General features: G+C 69.0%; 10 protein-coding genes. 3 read left to right on the top strand and 7 right to left on the bottom strand.

Annotated features, from left to right (window positions below; translation table 11 throughout):
* Positions 1-11 precede the first annotated feature (11 nt).
* On the bottom strand, positions 12-920 hold the full coding sequence (locus FPJ27_RS02290; RefSeq protein WP_204420717.1) for an AraC family transcriptional regulator: 909 nt from the start codon (positions 918-920) through the stop codon (positions 12-14).
* A gap of 398 nt (positions 921-1,318) precedes the next feature.
* Between FPJ27_RS02290 and FPJ27_RS02285 the strand changes: the two genes are divergently transcribed.
* The 3 genes from FPJ27_RS02285 to FPJ27_RS02275 all read left to right on the top strand — a co-directional run bounded on the left by FPJ27_RS02285 (position 1,319) and on the right by FPJ27_RS02275 (position 7,031).
* A complete protein-coding gene (locus FPJ27_RS02285) occupies positions 1,319-4,210 on the top strand; it encodes a winged helix-turn-helix domain-containing protein (RefSeq protein WP_204420716.1) in 2,892 nt (963 codons plus the stop codon).
* 164 nt (positions 4,211-4,374) lie between these two features.
* Positions 4,375-6,264 (top strand): amidohydrolase, encoded by a 1,890-nt coding sequence (locus tag FPJ27_RS02280; RefSeq protein ID WP_239483125.1) that lies wholly within the window; start codon positions 4,375-4,377, stop codon positions 6,262-6,264.
* Positions 6,265-6,359: 95 nt separating this feature from the next.
* Positions 6,360-7,031 carry a phosphohydrolase gene (locus FPJ27_RS02275; protein WP_204420715.1) on the top strand — a complete coding sequence of 224 codons (672 nt, stop codon included), beginning with the start codon at positions 6,360-6,362 and terminating at the stop codon, positions 7,029-7,031.
* A gap of 78 nt (positions 7,032-7,109) precedes the next feature.
* On the opposite strand, the gene FPJ27_RS02270 is transcribed toward FPJ27_RS02275, so the two are convergent.
* From FPJ27_RS02270 to FPJ27_RS02245, 6 genes are all read right to left on the bottom strand, one after another.
* Positions 7,110-8,222 (bottom strand): alkene reductase, encoded by a 1,113-nt coding sequence (locus tag FPJ27_RS02270; protein WP_204420714.1) that lies wholly within the window; start codon positions 8,220-8,222, stop codon positions 7,110-7,112.
* A gap of 181 nt (positions 8,223-8,403) precedes the next feature.
* Positions 8,404-9,621, bottom strand: coding sequence for an MFS transporter (locus FPJ27_RS02265; protein ID WP_072437946.1), 1,218 nt, complete (start codon positions 9,619-9,621; stop codon positions 8,404-8,406).
* 481 nt (positions 9,622-10,102) lie between these two features.
* On the bottom strand, positions 10,103-11,020 hold the full coding sequence (locus tag FPJ27_RS02260; protein WP_204420713.1) for a LysR family transcriptional regulator: 918 nt from the start codon (positions 11,018-11,020) through the stop codon (positions 10,103-10,105).
* Positions 11,021-11,091: 71 nt separating this feature from the next.
* A complete protein-coding gene (locus FPJ27_RS02255) occupies positions 11,092-13,353 on the bottom strand; it encodes a molybdopterin cofactor-binding domain-containing protein (RefSeq protein WP_072437948.1) in 2,262 nt (753 codons plus the stop codon).
* The gene (locus FPJ27_RS02250; RefSeq protein ID WP_072437949.1) at positions 13,353-13,853 is read right to left on the bottom strand and encodes a (2Fe-2S)-binding protein; all 501 of its coding nucleotides are present in this window, start codon (positions 13,851-13,853) and stop codon (positions 13,353-13,355) included. The genes FPJ27_RS02255 and FPJ27_RS02250 overlap by 1 nt, the downstream gene beginning before the upstream one ends.
* Complete coding sequence (locus FPJ27_RS02245) at positions 13,850-15,130, bottom strand: cytochrome c (protein WP_072437950.1); 1,281 nt, start codon at positions 15,128-15,130, stop codon at positions 13,850-13,852. Before FPJ27_RS02245 ends, FPJ27_RS02250 begins: the two co-directional genes overlap by 4 nt.
* Positions 15,131-15,393: the final 263 nt, after the last annotated feature.

Genomic DNA, 15,393 nt, shown 5'->3' with positions numbered 1-15,393 from the left:
CGGCGGCCGTTTCAGCGCGACAGTTCGCGCCGCCATGCGCCCGGCGGATGGCCGACGATGCGCACGAACACGCGGTTCAGGTGGCTCTGGTCCGCGAAGCCGCAGGCGGCCGCGATTTCCGCGAGCGTCATGTCGGTCGTCTCGATCAGTTGCCGGGCGCGGATCACGCGCTGTTCGAGCAGCCATTGATGCGGCGTGCGCCCCGTCGTGCGCGAGAACGCGCGGATGAAATAGCCGCGCGACAGATCGCATTCGGTGGCCACTTCCTCGATCGACACGCCGAGGTTCGCCTTTTCCATCAGGAGTTCCTTGGCGAGCGCCGCCTTGGCCGGCGACAGCAGGCCCTTGCGCTGCAGGTCGCGCGCGTGCGCATTGCCGTAGCGGCATGCGAGATGCGTGCCGATCGCGAGCCCCATCTGCTCGACGAACAGCGTGTTCAGCGCGCCCGGCGCGTCGAGGCTGTTGGCGACGGCGTGCGCGAGATGGCCCAGCACCGCGTCCTGCACGTCGGGCGCGCAGGTCAGGCCGCCGATTTCCGTTCCGCCGTGCTCGCGGCCGAGGCGATCGAGGTAGCTGCGCGACAGCTCGACGAGCACGAAGTCGAATTTGCCGTACAGGTCGGCGCGGAAATTCCGGGAAAAGTCGCGAATGTAGATCGAGTTGTGCTGAAACCGCCGCTCGGATTTGCCGGCCCCGCCGTAGATCGTGCGCCGGTGCCCGCCATTCAGCGACACGCCGATCAGGAAGCCGCGATCGCTGGCCGCCATCTCGATGCGCTCGAATTGCTCGTCGCGCATGCATTTGCGGTGGAGCGTCAGGCCGCCGACCGACCTTTCAATATCCTTGGATAGCAGGCTCGAGATGCATCCGAGCGTGTCTTTCGGCGGCGTCGCGGGTGGTGCGACGTGGAGATCTGGCATGGCGGAACAATCCTTCGGTTGGGGGCGGCGCGCGAGCATTTTTACGCGCAGTTTATACGGTGCGCGCCCGGCAGCCCCAAGATAACTTGAATAAATGTCCACTGGCTGACGAAATGCTTGCCGGGACCGATCCGTGCCGCACAGGCCGGGCCAGCACGCGAAGGCGCTATTCCGATTGATGCCGCCCTATTTGTAATCGTGCGGCGTGCGGTCGATTGTGTGTCGCCGCGGCAAGGGCCAGTGCATTTTCCTTCAAGATTTTTGTTTATACGGCGTTTACACTCGGCCCACTTTTTGAGATTTTGCGCCCGGCCTGCAGGGCTGGCCGGGTGTGCGCTCCCGCCCCGGTGAACTGCCGTGTTCACATGGCGGTCATCGTGGGGAACCTGGAGGCGGCCATGATCCAGATCGGGAATTTGTCGGTGGATTTCGAGCAGCGCGACATTCGCCATCACGGCGCGTCGCTGCGTATCGGCGCACGCGCGCTCGACATCCTTGAAGTACTGCATCGCGCGAACGGTTCCGTCGTGTCGAAGGACGACATCATGGATGCCGTCTGGCCGGGCCTGATCGTCGAGGAAAACCGGCTGCAGGTTCATGTCGCGACGTTGCGCAAGGCACTGGGCGCGAATCGCGACCTGATCAAGACGGTGCCGGGCCGCGGCTACCTGCTGATCGCGCAGCCGCCGGTCGCGCACTCGGCGGCGCCGCGCGCGGCCGAATGTCCGCCCGAGGTTGCCGCTGCCTTTCATCCGGTTCCGCTGGTCGGGCGTCAGGCCGAGATCGAGCAGATCGTCGACATGATCGGACGTGCGCCGGTCGTCACGCTGGTCGGCGCGGGCGGCATCGGCAAGACCAGCCTGGCCAACCGCGTCGCGCACGAGCTGCGCGGCCGGTCCGGCGAGCGTGGCCTGTTCGTGGAACTGGCCAGTGCCGCGACGCGCGACGACGTGCTGCTCGCGATTGCCGCGGAACTCGGGCTCGAGACGGACGGCGTGCCTGCCGCCGACCGTATCGGCGACGCATGCGCCGCTTCACGCGGCCTGCTCGTGCTCGACAACGCGGAGCACGTCGTCGACCTGGTGGCCGACCTCGTCGAAACGCTGACGTCGCGCGCCGCGCCGCTGCGCGTGCTGGTGACGAGCCGCGAGCCGCTTCATATCTCGGTCGAAGCCGTGTTTCGCGTGGCCCCGCTGGCGGTGCCGGACGGCAGTGAGTCGGTCGACGAGATCGTGCGCCATTCGGCCGTCGAGCTGTTTCTGGCGCGGATTCGCGCCGCCACGCCCGATTGCGAGGTCGACGCGGCCGGCGTCAGGCTGATCGGCGACATCTGCCGGCGTCTCGACGGGCTGCCGCTGGCGATCGAGCTGGCCGCCGCGCGCGTCGCGACGCTCGGGCTCGAGGTCGTCGCGTCGCGACTCGACGACCGGCTGAACCTGCTGACGGGCGGGCTGCGCTCGGCGCTGCCGCGCCACCAGACGCTGCGAGCGACGTTCGACTGGAGCTACGTGCTGCTGGATGCGGCCGCCCGGTCGCTGTTTCGTCGCATGGCGTGCTTCATCGGCCCGTTTAAGTTCGATGCGGCCCGCGAGGTGGCGATGGATCCCGGCATGTCGGCCGCCGCGATGATCGCGGTGCTCGGCGAACTGGTCGCGAAGTCGCTGGTGACCGTCGAGTTCGACGGCGCGCAGGCGCGCTACCGGTTGACGGAATCGACGCGCGCGTATGCGCTCGAGAAACTGCACAACGAGGGCGAATTCGAAGCCGTCGCCGAGCGTCATGCGCGCTACGAACGCGAGCAGGGGGAAGCGCGGATGCTGACGCACGCACAAGCCGCGGACCTCGCGAGCCTGCGTCTCGCCGCGGGCGAGCCGGCGCCGCGCGAACCCGCGGCGGCCGAGCCGCACGCGCTGGAAGTGGACGCGCTGACGCTCGCGTTGCGGGAGCCGGCGCGGATGCGCGAATGTTCGATACCGGCGAGGCGAGCGCTCGACGCAATCGAGGCCGGGGCGGCCGAGGGCATCGATGCGGCGCGCGAAATGCGCTTGCGCGCGGCCTATGCGGCGGCGCTGCTGCATACCGATGGCGATACGCACACGGCCGCGGCGATGTGGGACCGGACGCTCGGTCTCGCGGGCCGGATCGGCGACGAGGCGTTCGACGCGCGCGCGCTGGTCGGGCTGTGGAACACGATGCTGACGCGCTCCGACATCCACGAATCGCTGCGCTACGCGACGCGCTTCGAGCGCGCCGCGGAGCGGCGGGGCGACCGGTCGCAGCGGCTGCTGGCGAACGCGATGGTCGCGACCTCGCTGCATTACTTCGGCGAGCATGCGCAGGCGCGCGAGCGGCTGGAGGCGGCGATGGCCGAACTGGCCGAGGTCGGCGAACCGTCCTGCGCAGAAGCGGCGCTGGGGGTCGACGTCGCGACGCTCGGCCGGACGATGCTGACGCGGCTCGTGTGGATGCAGGGCGACCCGGAATATGCGATGCGGCTGGCGGCGCAGGCGGTCGAATGCGCGCGCCGCAGCGGTTCGGCGCCGGCATTGTGCGTGGTGCTCGGCGCCGCGGCCGTGCCGATTGCATTGCGCTATGGCGATCACGACGTGATTTCCGATTATCTCGGGACGCTGCGATCGACCGCAGAGGCGAACGGGTTCGACATCTGGCTCAGCCATGCGGAATGCCTTGCCGGGCAGTTCGACATGCAGACCGGGCACCCCGGTGCCGGTCTCGCGCGGCTCGAGCCCGCGCTGCGGCGCATCGAAGCGAGCGGCTTTCAGCGCGCGCTCGCGCCGCTGATCGTCGCGTACGCGGAAGCGCTGACGCGCACGGGCCGCGCGGCCGAGGCATGCACGAAGCTCGATGCGACGCTCGCGCGCTGCCGCACGCACGGCGAGCATCTGTTCGTGCCCGAGCTGCTGCGCGCCAGGGGGCTGGCGATGCTCGAACAGGCACGCACCGCCGATGCGGACCTCGCGATCGCGTGCGAAGCCGACGGGCACCGTCATCTGCTGATGGGGATTCATACCGCGAACGGGCAAGGGGCAGCCATGTGGGCGCTGCGCGGCACGCTCGATCTCGCGGATCACCTGATCGAGCGCGGACGGACCGGGCAGGCTTCGTCGCTGCTGGCCGGTCTGTCAGGGCATTTCGATCCGCAATCGCGTGCGTTCGACGTGCGCCGGCTGGCGCGCGTGCAGAACTTCGTCCGGCCGGAGACGACGCCGTCGACGGGCCGTACGCGGATGCGGCATGAGGCGGCGGATGCGATGCAGCAGGTGGCGTAACGGCGCGCCCGGCCCGCGCAGGACGCAGCCGCGCCATCGCGCCGCCGCCTGCCGGTCCGATCGATCAACGTTCAAGGGGAAGTGGATGGTCCGTGTATCGTCAATCCGGGTGCATGCCGCGTGCGGCCGTGTGCCGGCTTTCGGCGCAAACAGGAGGCCGGACGGTGCTTAAGGCGACGGAATCCGCCGAAACGGCGGACCTCATCGTATGCAACGGCAAGATCGCGACGCAGGACGACCGGCAGTCGTTCGTGACCGCGCTCGCGGTGAAGGACGGCCGGATCCTCGCGACCGGCAGCGGGCACGAGGTGATGCGCCATGCGCGCGCCGACACGCTGCGCATCGACCTGAACGGCCGCACCGTGATCCCGGGGCTGAACGATTCGCACCTGCACGTGATCCGCGGCGGCCTGAACTTCAACCTGGAACTGCGCTGGGACGGCGTGCCGACGCTCGCCGATGCGCTCTGCATGCTGCGTCGCCAGGTGCTGCGCACGCCTGCGCCGCAGTGGGTGCGCGTCGTCGGCGGCTGGACCGAATTCCAGTTCGCGGAAAAGCGCGGGCCGACGGCGGCCGAACTCAACGCGATCGCGCCCGACACGCCGGTCTTCATCATGCACCTGGGCGACAGCGCGCTGCTGAACGCGGCCGCGCTGCGCGCGATCGGCTATGGCCGCGATACGTCCGATCCGCCCGGCGGCGAGATCCAGCGCGATCGCCTCGGCAGGCCGACCGGCATGCTGATCGCGCGCCCGGACATGGGCATCCTGCATGCGGCGCTCGAGAAGGGCCCGAAGCTCGGCTACGACGAGCAGATGAATTCGATGCGGCACTTCCTGCGCGAACTGAACCGCCTCGGCGTGACGAGCGCGATCGACGCGGGCGGCGATTTCCAGGCCTATCCGGACGACTATGGCGCGATCATGGCGCTCGCGAAGCGCGGCGAACTGACGGTGCGCATCGCCTACAGCCTGTTCGTGCAGCATGCCGGACAGGAACTCGACGACTACGCGCGATGGGTGACGCTGGCGCGGCCCGGCGACGGCGACGGGTTCCTGCGGATGAACGGCGCCGGCGAACTGCTGGTGTATTCGGCAGCCGATTTCGGGAATTTTCTCGAACCGCGCCCCGATCTGCCCGCGGCGCTCGAGGCCGAACTGGCCGCGGTGGTCCGGCTGCTGGTGCGGCACCGCTGGCCGTTCCGGCTACACGCGACCTACGACGAATCGATCGGCCGTTTCCTGAACGTGCTCGAAGCCGTGAACCGCGACATCCCGTTCGACGGGCTGCGCTGGTTCTTCGATCACTGCGAGACGATTTCGGATGCGAACATCGCGCGCATCGCCGCGCTCGGCGGCGGCGTGACGGTCCAGCACCGGATGGCGTTCCAGGGCGAGTACTTCATTGCACGCTACGGCGCGGAAGCGGCCGCGCGCACGCCGCCGATCCGCGCGATGCTGGCGGCCGGGCTGCCGGTCGGCGCGGGCACCGATGCGACGCGCATCGCGAGCTACAACCCGTTCGTGTCGCTGTACTGGATGGTGTCCGGGCGCACGGTCGGCGGCACGGCGCTCTATCCCGAACGCAACCGGCTCAGCCGGATGGAAGCGCTGCGCCGCTACACGGTCGGCAGCGCATGGTTCTCGAACGAGGACGACCGCAAGGGCGCGCTGGTGCCCGGCCAGTACGCGGATTTCGCGGTGCTGACGGACGACTACTTCACGATCGACGAGGCGCGGATCAAGTTCCTTTCGTCGGTGCTGACGGTCGTCGGCGGCAAGGTCGTGCATGCTGACGACGAGTTCGCGCCGCTTGCGCCGCCGCCGCTGGCGGTCCGCCCCGCGTGGTCGCCGGTGGCCGAATTCGGCGGTGTCGGCGGATTCGGCCAGCGTCGTCCGGCCGCGCCGGCACAGCCGCGTGCGGCGGCCGACGCTGGCCCGGATGCCGGTTCCGTGCGCGGTTACGGGCGTCGTTTCGCGCAGTGCCTGCATGCGGCCGCGACAGAGTCCGTCAAGCAGTGCGAAGCATTCGGTCAACCCGGTGTCGTCTTTTAGGATGGCGTCGCTCAGCGGGCAGGCCGGCGACCCCGGCGCGTGCCGCGCGATGAATGGACAATTTCCCGCCCCGGCGCGGGGCAGAAGGAGACGAGATGAATTCTGCGCACACGTGCGCATCGGCCCATGACGAAGTCGCCGGCGTCCGCATTCCCCGGACGCCGATGGCGATCGAAGCCGCCGAAGCGGCATGCGCGTCGCTGCCGCGGGTGATTACCGACCACGCGCGCCGGGTGTTCGTTCTCGCGTCGCTTGCCGCGCGACGTGCAAGCGAGACCTGCGATGCCGATACGCTGTACGTGGCCGCGATGTACGCGAACATGGGCTTGAGCACCGCGTATTGCCGCTCGACCGAGCGCTACGAGATCGACAGCGCCGATGCCGCGCAGGCGTTCCTGCTGCGCCATCGGACGCCGCAGCGCATGCGCGACGACGTGTGGCACGCGATCGCGCTGCACACGACGCCCGGTGTGGCCGCGCGCGTGTCGCCGCTTGCGCGCGTGCTGGCGTCCGCCATATCGACCGACCTGATGGCAACCGGCGTCGATGCGTATTCGGTCGACGCGCGGCGGGCGCTGCTCGCCGCGTACCCGCGCGGCGACGGGTTCGGCGACGCGTTCCTCGATGCGATCGCCCGCGGGGTCGCGCACCGGCCGGCGTCGACGTTCGGCACGTGGAGCGCCGACGTGCTCGAGCGCGCCGATCCGGATTTTCACCGGCCGAACTTCTGCGGACGCGTGCTGGGCGCGCGCTGGAACGACGCGTGAGCGGGTCCGACCGACGGGTTCGACCACGATCGGCGACGGCCTGAGCGAGGCTGCATCGGGCCGCCGCCGGAGCGAGGCTCAGGCCGCCCGGCTGGCCGCGTCGTGACGCGCATAGTCGACGTATCCCGCGCGGTCGCCGCCATACCAGCCGACCGGCTTCGGCGCGGCGAGCGGCGCATTCGCCGCGATGCGCTCGACGAGATCGGGGTTCGCGATGTACGCGCGCGCAAACGCGACGAGATCGGCGTCGCCGGCATCGATCAGCGCGTTCGCGGCGTCCGGCGCGATGCCGCCGTTGACGATCAGCGTGCCGCCGAAGGTCTTGCGCGTGTTTTCGACGATGCGCGGCAGGTCGGGCTCGCCGCTCCAGCCGTTGGTGTCGGCCGCGTGCAGATAGGCGACGCCGGCTTCGTCGAGCATGCGGCCGACATACGCGTACGTCGCGTCCGGATCCGCGTCGCGCACGTTGTTGTACTTCGCGTACGGCGAGATGCGCACGCCCACGCGGTCGAGCGGCATCACGCCGCCGACCGCGTCGACGATTTCCTCGAGGAAGCGCGCGCGGTTCGCGACCGAACCGCCGTAACGGTCGTCGCGGCGGTTCAGCGTCGACGACAGGAACTGGTGCGGCAGGTAGCCGTTGGCCGCGTGGATCTCGACGCCGTCGAAGCCGGCCGCCATCGCGCGGATGGCCGCCTGGCGGAATTCGTCGACCGTCCCGGCGACTTCGTCCGTCGTCATCGCGCGCGACGGTGTCGCGTGAATCTTCGTGTAATAGCCGTTCTGCAACTGCGCCCACACCTGCAATTGCTCGAGATCGTCGTTGACGCCGGACGGCGACAGCGGCGCATCGCCGCCGAGCAGCGTCAGCGAGCTGACCCGGCCGCCGTGCCACAGCTGCGCGAAGATCCGGCCGCCGTTCGCGTGGACCGCGTCCGTGATCTGCTTCCAGCCGGCCGCCTGTTCGTCGGTGACGAGCCCCGGCGTCAGTTCGAACGACGCGGAGGCCGGGCTGACGTTGGTCGCTTCGGTCACGATCAGGCCGGCGGACGCGCGCTGCGCGTAGTACTCGGCCATGAGCTCGGTCGGCTGGCCGCGCGACGGCGCGCGCGAACGCGTCATCGGCCCCATCACGACACGGTTGGGAAGCGGCAGGCCGCGCAGATCGTAGTGGCTGAGCAGGGAAGACATGATGGATTCCTTTTGCGTGGAGCAGGGCGGCGCCGCTTATCGTGCGATAGCGTCCGGTTGCGACCGGCGCAACGGCGGGCCCTGCGGAAAGTTCGGGAGTGACGCGGGTGACGTGCCGGCAGCGTTCCGGCGCGCGAACGGCCCGGGCGGGATTCGCGCGTGAACCGGTGCCGGCGCCGGTTCAGGTCCGTGCGTGGCGTTCCGCGTGCGGACGCCCGATCGCGAGGTAGTGTGCGAGCGCGACGATCGGGAACGCGCCGGCGACGGCGGCGACGAGCGGCCAGCCGCCATGCTCGTACAGCGGGCTCGCGAGCGCGGAGCCGATGGCGCCGCCGACGAAGATGCTCGTCATGTACAGCGCGTTCAGGCGGTTGCGGCTCGCCGCGTGCAGCGCGTAGATCTCGCGCTGGCCGAGCACCATGTTCATCTGCACCGCGAAATCGAGCACGATACCCGTGACGACCAGCCCATACAGGCCGGCGCCATGGATCAGCGCGACCGCGTACGACAGGGCGCCGGCGACCAGCGCGATCAGCGTCGCCCGCACGGTATGGCCGGCATCCGCGAGGCGGCCCGCGACCGGTGCCGACGTCGCGCCGATTGCGCCGACGAGCGCGAACAGGCCGATGGCCGACTGCGACAGCCCGAAGTGACGCGTCAGCTCGACCGGCACGGCGGTCCAGAACAGGCTGAACGACGCGAACATCAGGCCCTGGTAGAACGCGCGATGGCGCAGCACCGGCATCGTGCGGACCAGATGCAGCAGCGAGCCGATCAGCTCGAAGTAGGTCGCGCGATGATCGGGCTGGCGCGACGGAATCGTCAGCGCGAGCACGGCCGTCACGAGCGTCATCAGCACGGCGGCGGCCGCGAACACGAAGCGCCAGCCGAACGCGTCGGCCACCACGCTCGACAGCGGGCGCGCGAGCAGGATGCCGAGCAGCAGCCCGCTCATGATCGTGCCGACCACGCGGCCGCGCGAATGATCCGGCGCGAGGTGCGCGGCGAGCGGCACCAGGATCTGCACGGCAACCGAGCTGAAGCCGACCAGCAGCGAAATCGCGAGGAACAGCCCGGGCGTCTGGACGACCGCGGCGGCAGCGAGGCTCGCGATCGACACGACGGCCGTGACGATCATCAGCTTGCGGTTCTCGAGCAGGTCGCCGAGCGGCACGATGAAGAACAGGCCGAGCGCGTAGCCGATCTGGGTCAGCGATACGATGAGGCTCGCGGTTTCGCCGGACATGTGCAGGCTCGGCGCGATGAGTTCGGTGATCGGTTGCGCGTAGTACAGGTTCGCGACGATCGCGCCGCAACTGAACGCGAACAGCAGGATGAGGCCCTGCGTAAGCTTGGCCGTGTGCCCGTGGGGCGCGAGCGGGGTGGATTCTGCTGACATGGTCGACTCCTTGGAAAGAGATGTCGGGTGCCCGTTCGTCGGGCGGGCGTTGCGATTGCCGTCGCGGCGAAACGGAAGCCGCCGCATTGCCGTCAAGATTATTGATCGATCGATAACAAGGGAATACGTCCGGGGCGCAATCAAGCATTGCGCGCCACGCAAAGGGGTGGATCGTGCGCGGGTTCATGCGCGTCGGGCGGCCGCGCCCGCGCGAGGAGGGGCCGCGTCGGCGACTAGCGCGATGCGGCCGCTGGCGAAGGCGGGGCTGGGGACATCGAAAACGGCCAGGACGGACCGCGCGGCGGTCACGATTTTCATGATGTGCGTCTCGAAACGGGCCTCCGGCGCGGATATCGCGAATCGCGAAGCCCGATGAGGCCAGTCTGGATCGGCAGGACGGAATAGTCCTGAACGCCGTCTTAAATCATGTGATTCATGCTGCGCGCGCGGCGGCGCGGACGATCAGTTGCAACTGCGGGTTTCAACAGCGCTTGCCCTGCAGCGTCGGAATCTCCGCGAACAGCCCCGCGAGCCAGTCGACGAAGACCTTGAGCTTGACGGGCGTATGCCGATTGGGCGGATACAGGATCGAGATCGGCCGGGGCGGCGTGTTGAAATCGGTCAGCACCTCGCGCAGGCGCCCCGATTTCAGATACGGCTCGACCAGGTACAGCGAGGTCTTGATCAGGCCGATCCCCGCGACGCCGCACTCGATGTAGGTGTCGGCGTCGTTGACCGCGACCGTGCCGCACATCTGCACGATGCGCGTTTCGCCGTCGACGACGTAGTCCCAGGGGCGCGGGCGGCCCGTATCGGCCGAGATGTGGCTGACCGCGACATGCTGGGCGAGATCGTCCACCGTGTCGGGCGCGCCGCATCGGTCGAGATACGTGGGGGACGCGCAGGTGCAGGTCGTCAGGCTGCCGATCCGTTTCGCGACCATCCCCGAATCGTCGAGCGCGCCGATCCGCACCACGCAGTCGACGCCTTCGCCGACGAGGTCGATCTGGCGATCGGTCACGCCGAGCTCGACCATGATGCCCGGATGGGCGGCGAGAAATTCGGGCAGCGCGGGCACCATGATCTGCTTCGCCATGGCCGGCGGCAGGTTCACTTTCAGACGGCCGCGCGGCACGTTGCGCGCTTGCGATACCGATGCCTCCATGTCGTCGATCTCGCGCAGCACCGCGACCGAGCGTTCGTAGTACGCCTGCCCGTCCTCGGTGAGCGAGATCCGGCGCGTGGTGCGGTTCAGCAGCCGGCAGCCGAGATGCTGTTCGAGTGCGCTCAGCAGCGCGGACACGCGCGGCGTCGTGAGACCGGTCGTGTCGGACGCGCGCGTGAAGCTGCCTGTCTCGACGATGCGCGTAAACACGCGCATTGAAAGCAAGGTATCCATCGTTCCGAAATCTCCAGCCTGTTCGTTGTCCGCGCCGGTTCATGCCGGCGCGATGTGTCGTGCCGTGCACGCTATGCGTCGATGCGTTTCCTGAGCGCGTCGCCCGCAAACGGCATTTCGCGCAGGCGCTGGCCGGTCGCGTCGAAGATCGCGTTGGCGAGCGCGCCGGCGGTCGGTCCCATCGACGCCTCGGCCGCGCCGAGGAACGGCGCGCCGGGGCGATTGATCAGGTTGACCCGCACGCTTTGCGGCGCCGCCGAGAAACGCAGGATCGGATAGCTGCTCCAGTCGAAGCTGCGCACGCGCTGCGTATCGTATTTCAGCGCCTCGTACAGCGTCCAGCTCGCGGACTGGATGATACCGCCCTCGATCTGGTTGCGAATGCCGTCCGGCGACACGATCTGGCCCGCGTCGACGGCCGCTTCCGCATGTTCGAGCGTCACCTGGCCGGTTTCAGGCACGACCGACACCTCGACCGCGATCGCGACGTAGGCCATCAGGTTCTTGTATTTGCCGAATGCGAAGCCGACGCCGCGGTTGCGTTCGCGCGGCGGCCGCGGCCAGCCGAATTTCGTCGCGGCGAGCTTGATCACCTGGCTCGCGCGGTGATCCTGCATGTGACGCAGCCTGAATTCGACAGGATCGACGCCGGCCGCGTGCGCGAGCTCGTCCATGAAGCTTTCGATCGACCAGACGTTCGTGTGCGCGCCGAGCGAGCGCATCGCCGACGTCTGCAGCGGCATCGTCGGCGAGAAGTTGTTGACGATGTGCATGTTCGGCAGCGCATACAGCGGGATCGCGTTGCGGTCGCCGCCGCCCTCGGGCTGCAGCATCGGCGTCGACGGTGCGGGCACGAACGGCGGCTCGAGCATGCGCGCGGGCAGCAGCCGGCCGGCGTTGACGATCCGCTCGTTGTGCGAACTGCTCCACAGCGCGTATTTCCAGTCGACGATGCGGCCGCTCGCGTCGAGCGACGCGCTGAGCTCGGTGACCATAGCCGGCGTGAAGTGGTCCCACGTATGTTCCTGTTCGCGCATCCACTGGACGCGGATCGGCTTGCCGGGCATCGCGGCGGCGATCAGCGCCGCATGCGCGGCCGCGTCATCCGCGCCGTTGTGCCCGTAGCAGCCGGAGCCCTCGGTGTGAATGCAGCGGACGTTCGCCTTCGGCATCGACAGCATCTCGGCGAGCGCGTCGCGCAGCGGGTAGACGCCTTGCGAGTGGGTCCACACGGTCAGCATGCCGTTCTCGAGATGCGCGACCGAGCAGGACGGCCCGATCGAGCCGTGCAGCAGGTAGTTCTTCAGGAACGTGGCGGACAGCGTCTTCGTCGCCGGCGCGGTTTGCGCATGCGTATCGGCGATCTCGATGCGCTGCGTCGAGATTCGTTTCAGGTCCTCGTGAACCGTGTCGCGATCGGGCAGCGCCCGGCCGGGCGACCAGCGGCAGCCGGCGGCCAGTGCGCGCTGCGCGACGACCGCCTGCCATTCGCCCTGTGCGACCACCGCGAGCATGCTGCCGTTGCGCACGATCCGCACGACACCCGGCATCTTCAGGATCGCGGCTTCGTCGAACGACAGCAGCTTCGCGTCGTACACCGGCGGCATCACGGCGCGCGCATGCAGCATGCCGGGCAGCGTCATGTCCTGCACGTAGCTGACGCCGCCCGTGACCTTGTTCGGAATGTCGACGCGCGGCAGCGACGTGCCGATCACGGCGAACGTGCCCGGACTCTTCAACGGCGACGTCGGCGTCGCGCGGCGATGCAGGTCGACGGTGCGGACCGCGTCGCCGTAGCGCATCGTGCGGCCGTCCGGCGCCTTGATGACCGCGTCGGCGACGGTGAGCAGGCGCGCCTCGACGCCGAACTGCTTCGCCGCGCCGTCGACCAGCAGCCCGCGCACCTGCGCGGCGGCGTTCAGCAGCGCGGAGCCGCTGTCCGCCATCGTGTGGCTGCCGGCCGTCAAGCCCTCGTCCGGCGACGCGCCGGTGTCGGCGGTCAAGAACGTGATCAGCGAGGGCTTCATGTTCAGCTCCTCGGCGGCCACCTGCAGCAACGCGGTGCGCACGCCGGTGCCGAGCTCGACCTTGCCCGTGAACACGGTGACCTTGCCGTCGGGCGTGATCTTGATCCACGCGTCCAGCAGCGGATTGGTCTTCAGGCTGCCGGCCAGCGTTTCGGTGGCCCCGGACACGTGGACGGCCGCACCTTCGTCCGCGATCACGACCTCGGCGGCGGCGCGCGCGGCCGGTGCGAGGCTGAACGCGACGAAGAGCGCGCCGGAAACCATGAAGTGCCGGCGGCCTTCGTCGATATCGTCGGGTGGGTTCATCAGAGTCCCTTGCTGATCGTGACGGGAGCGGCGGCCGGTTCCGGGTCCGGCAGGCCCGCGACCTGGCGCACGGCCGCCAGGATCCGCATGTGCGTGCCGCAACGGCACAGATTCGGTTCCATGTGCGTGCGCAGCTCGTGTTCGGTGGGTTTCGGCTTGCGTTCCAGCAGCGCCTGCGCGCGCATGATCATGCCCGCGATGCAATAACCGCACTGCGCCGCCTGATGATCGATGAACGCTTGCTGAAGCTTGCCCGGATGCTCGGCGGTGCCGAGGCTCTCGAGGGTCCTGACGCGGCGCTCGCCGACCGCGGCGACCGGAATCAGGCACGAGAACATCGGCTTGTCGTCGACGATCACGGTGCACGCGCCGCATTGCCCGAGGCCGCAGCCGAACTTCGCGCCGTGCAGGTGCAGGTCGTTGCGCAGCGCGTAAAGGAGCGGCGTGGACGGATCGATGTCGAGCGTGTGCCGCACGCCATTCACGGTGAGGGTGATCATCGCGCGCTGTCCTCCTTTCTGAGTTTCGCGGCCAGGGTGTCGATGCCGCTCCACGCGGGGCGATCGGTGTACGTTTCGCGGAGGTACGCGGCGAGGTCCGCGATCTGCGCGTCGTCGTACTGGTCGAGGTAAGACGGCATGTAGTTCAGCGTGTCCTCGCCGTGCCAGCCGATCCCGTTGAACATCATCTGGATCGCGTTGCGCGGCGTGTCGGCGGCGACTGCCGTGCCGAACGCGAGCGTCGGCCGTTCGCCGATCGACTGCATCGGCGATGCAGGCCCGTGGCACTGCGCGCACGATGCCTGGAACAGCACCGCGCCGCGCTGGCCGGCTGGCGTCGTCGCATGGCGTTCGGCGGCGGTCGTCGCAGGCCGCGGGGCAGCCGGCTTCTGGATCGACAGGATGTAGGCCGCGATGGCCTCGACATCCTCGGCCGGCACGGTCGCGAGATCGCGCGTGACGGGCAGCATCGGTCCGGCGGCCGCGCCGTGCTCGCTCGCGCGGCCGGTGCGCAGGTACGTGACGAGTTGCGCCTGCGTCCACGGCCGCACCGCGTTGCCGAGCGTATTGAGCGGCGGTGCTTCCCAGCCGTCGACGATGCCGCCGTCGAATGCCTTGCCCGACTGTTCGCCGCCGATCGCATTCAGCGGCGAATGGCAGGACGCGCAGTGGCCGAGGCCGTCGACGAGCGCCTTGCCGCGATTCCATTGCGCGGATTGCGACGGGTCCGGCCGGTATGCGCCTTCGCGCAGGAACAGCACGTTCCAGAACGCGACCAGCGGCCGGAAGTTGAGCGGGAAGATCAGGTCGTTCGCCGGCGTCTTCGTTCGAACCGGCTCGCGGGTCATCAGGTACGCGTAAGCGGCTGCGATGTCGTCGTCGGACATCCGCGTGAAGTGAATGTACGGAAAGGCCGGGTAGAGCGGATGGCCGTCGCGGGCGATGCCGCTGCGCAGCGCGCGCGCGAACGCGTCACGCGACCAGCGGCCGATACCGGTGTCGGCATCCGGCGTGATGTTGGTCGCGTAGATCGTGCCGAACGGCGTCGCGAGCGGCAGCCCGCCCGCGAACGGCTTGCCGTCCTTCGCGGTGTGGCAGACGACGCAATCGCCCAGCGCGACCACGCGCGCACCGGCCTTGATCAGTTGTGGATCGAACGATGCGCGGGCAGGCGGATCGATCGGCGCGATCGACGGCCGAACCATGATGCCGATCGCGACCGCCAGGCCGGCGATCGCGACGCCTGCGGCGCCCAACCAGAGTCGCTTGTGCTTCATGCGCGCTCCACGCGAACCGGTTCGTCCGGCGTCATTCGACAGGCGGGGCAATAGACGGCGCGTCGGCCGCGCACGTCCGCATGACGATCGCGCGCGGCAGCGCGGATCCGGTTGTCGCGACAGGCGGGCCCACGAGCGTGGCCCGGCTTGCGCGTGTTCGCGACGGATGTTCGGCGGCACAGCATTGCCGATCGATTCGGCGATGACAAGCCTGCCCGGCGACAGCGATTCGCGGCGGAGATCATGTCGTTACTCCATGGGTG

Source organism: Burkholderia sp. MS455, from assembly GCF_016899445.1.
Classification (GTDB): domain Bacteria; phylum Pseudomonadota; class Gammaproteobacteria; order Burkholderiales; family Burkholderiaceae; genus Burkholderia; species Burkholderia pyrrocinia_C.
Note: the sequence above shows the minus strand (reverse complement) of the source record. Positions and strands in the feature narration are given on the sequence as shown.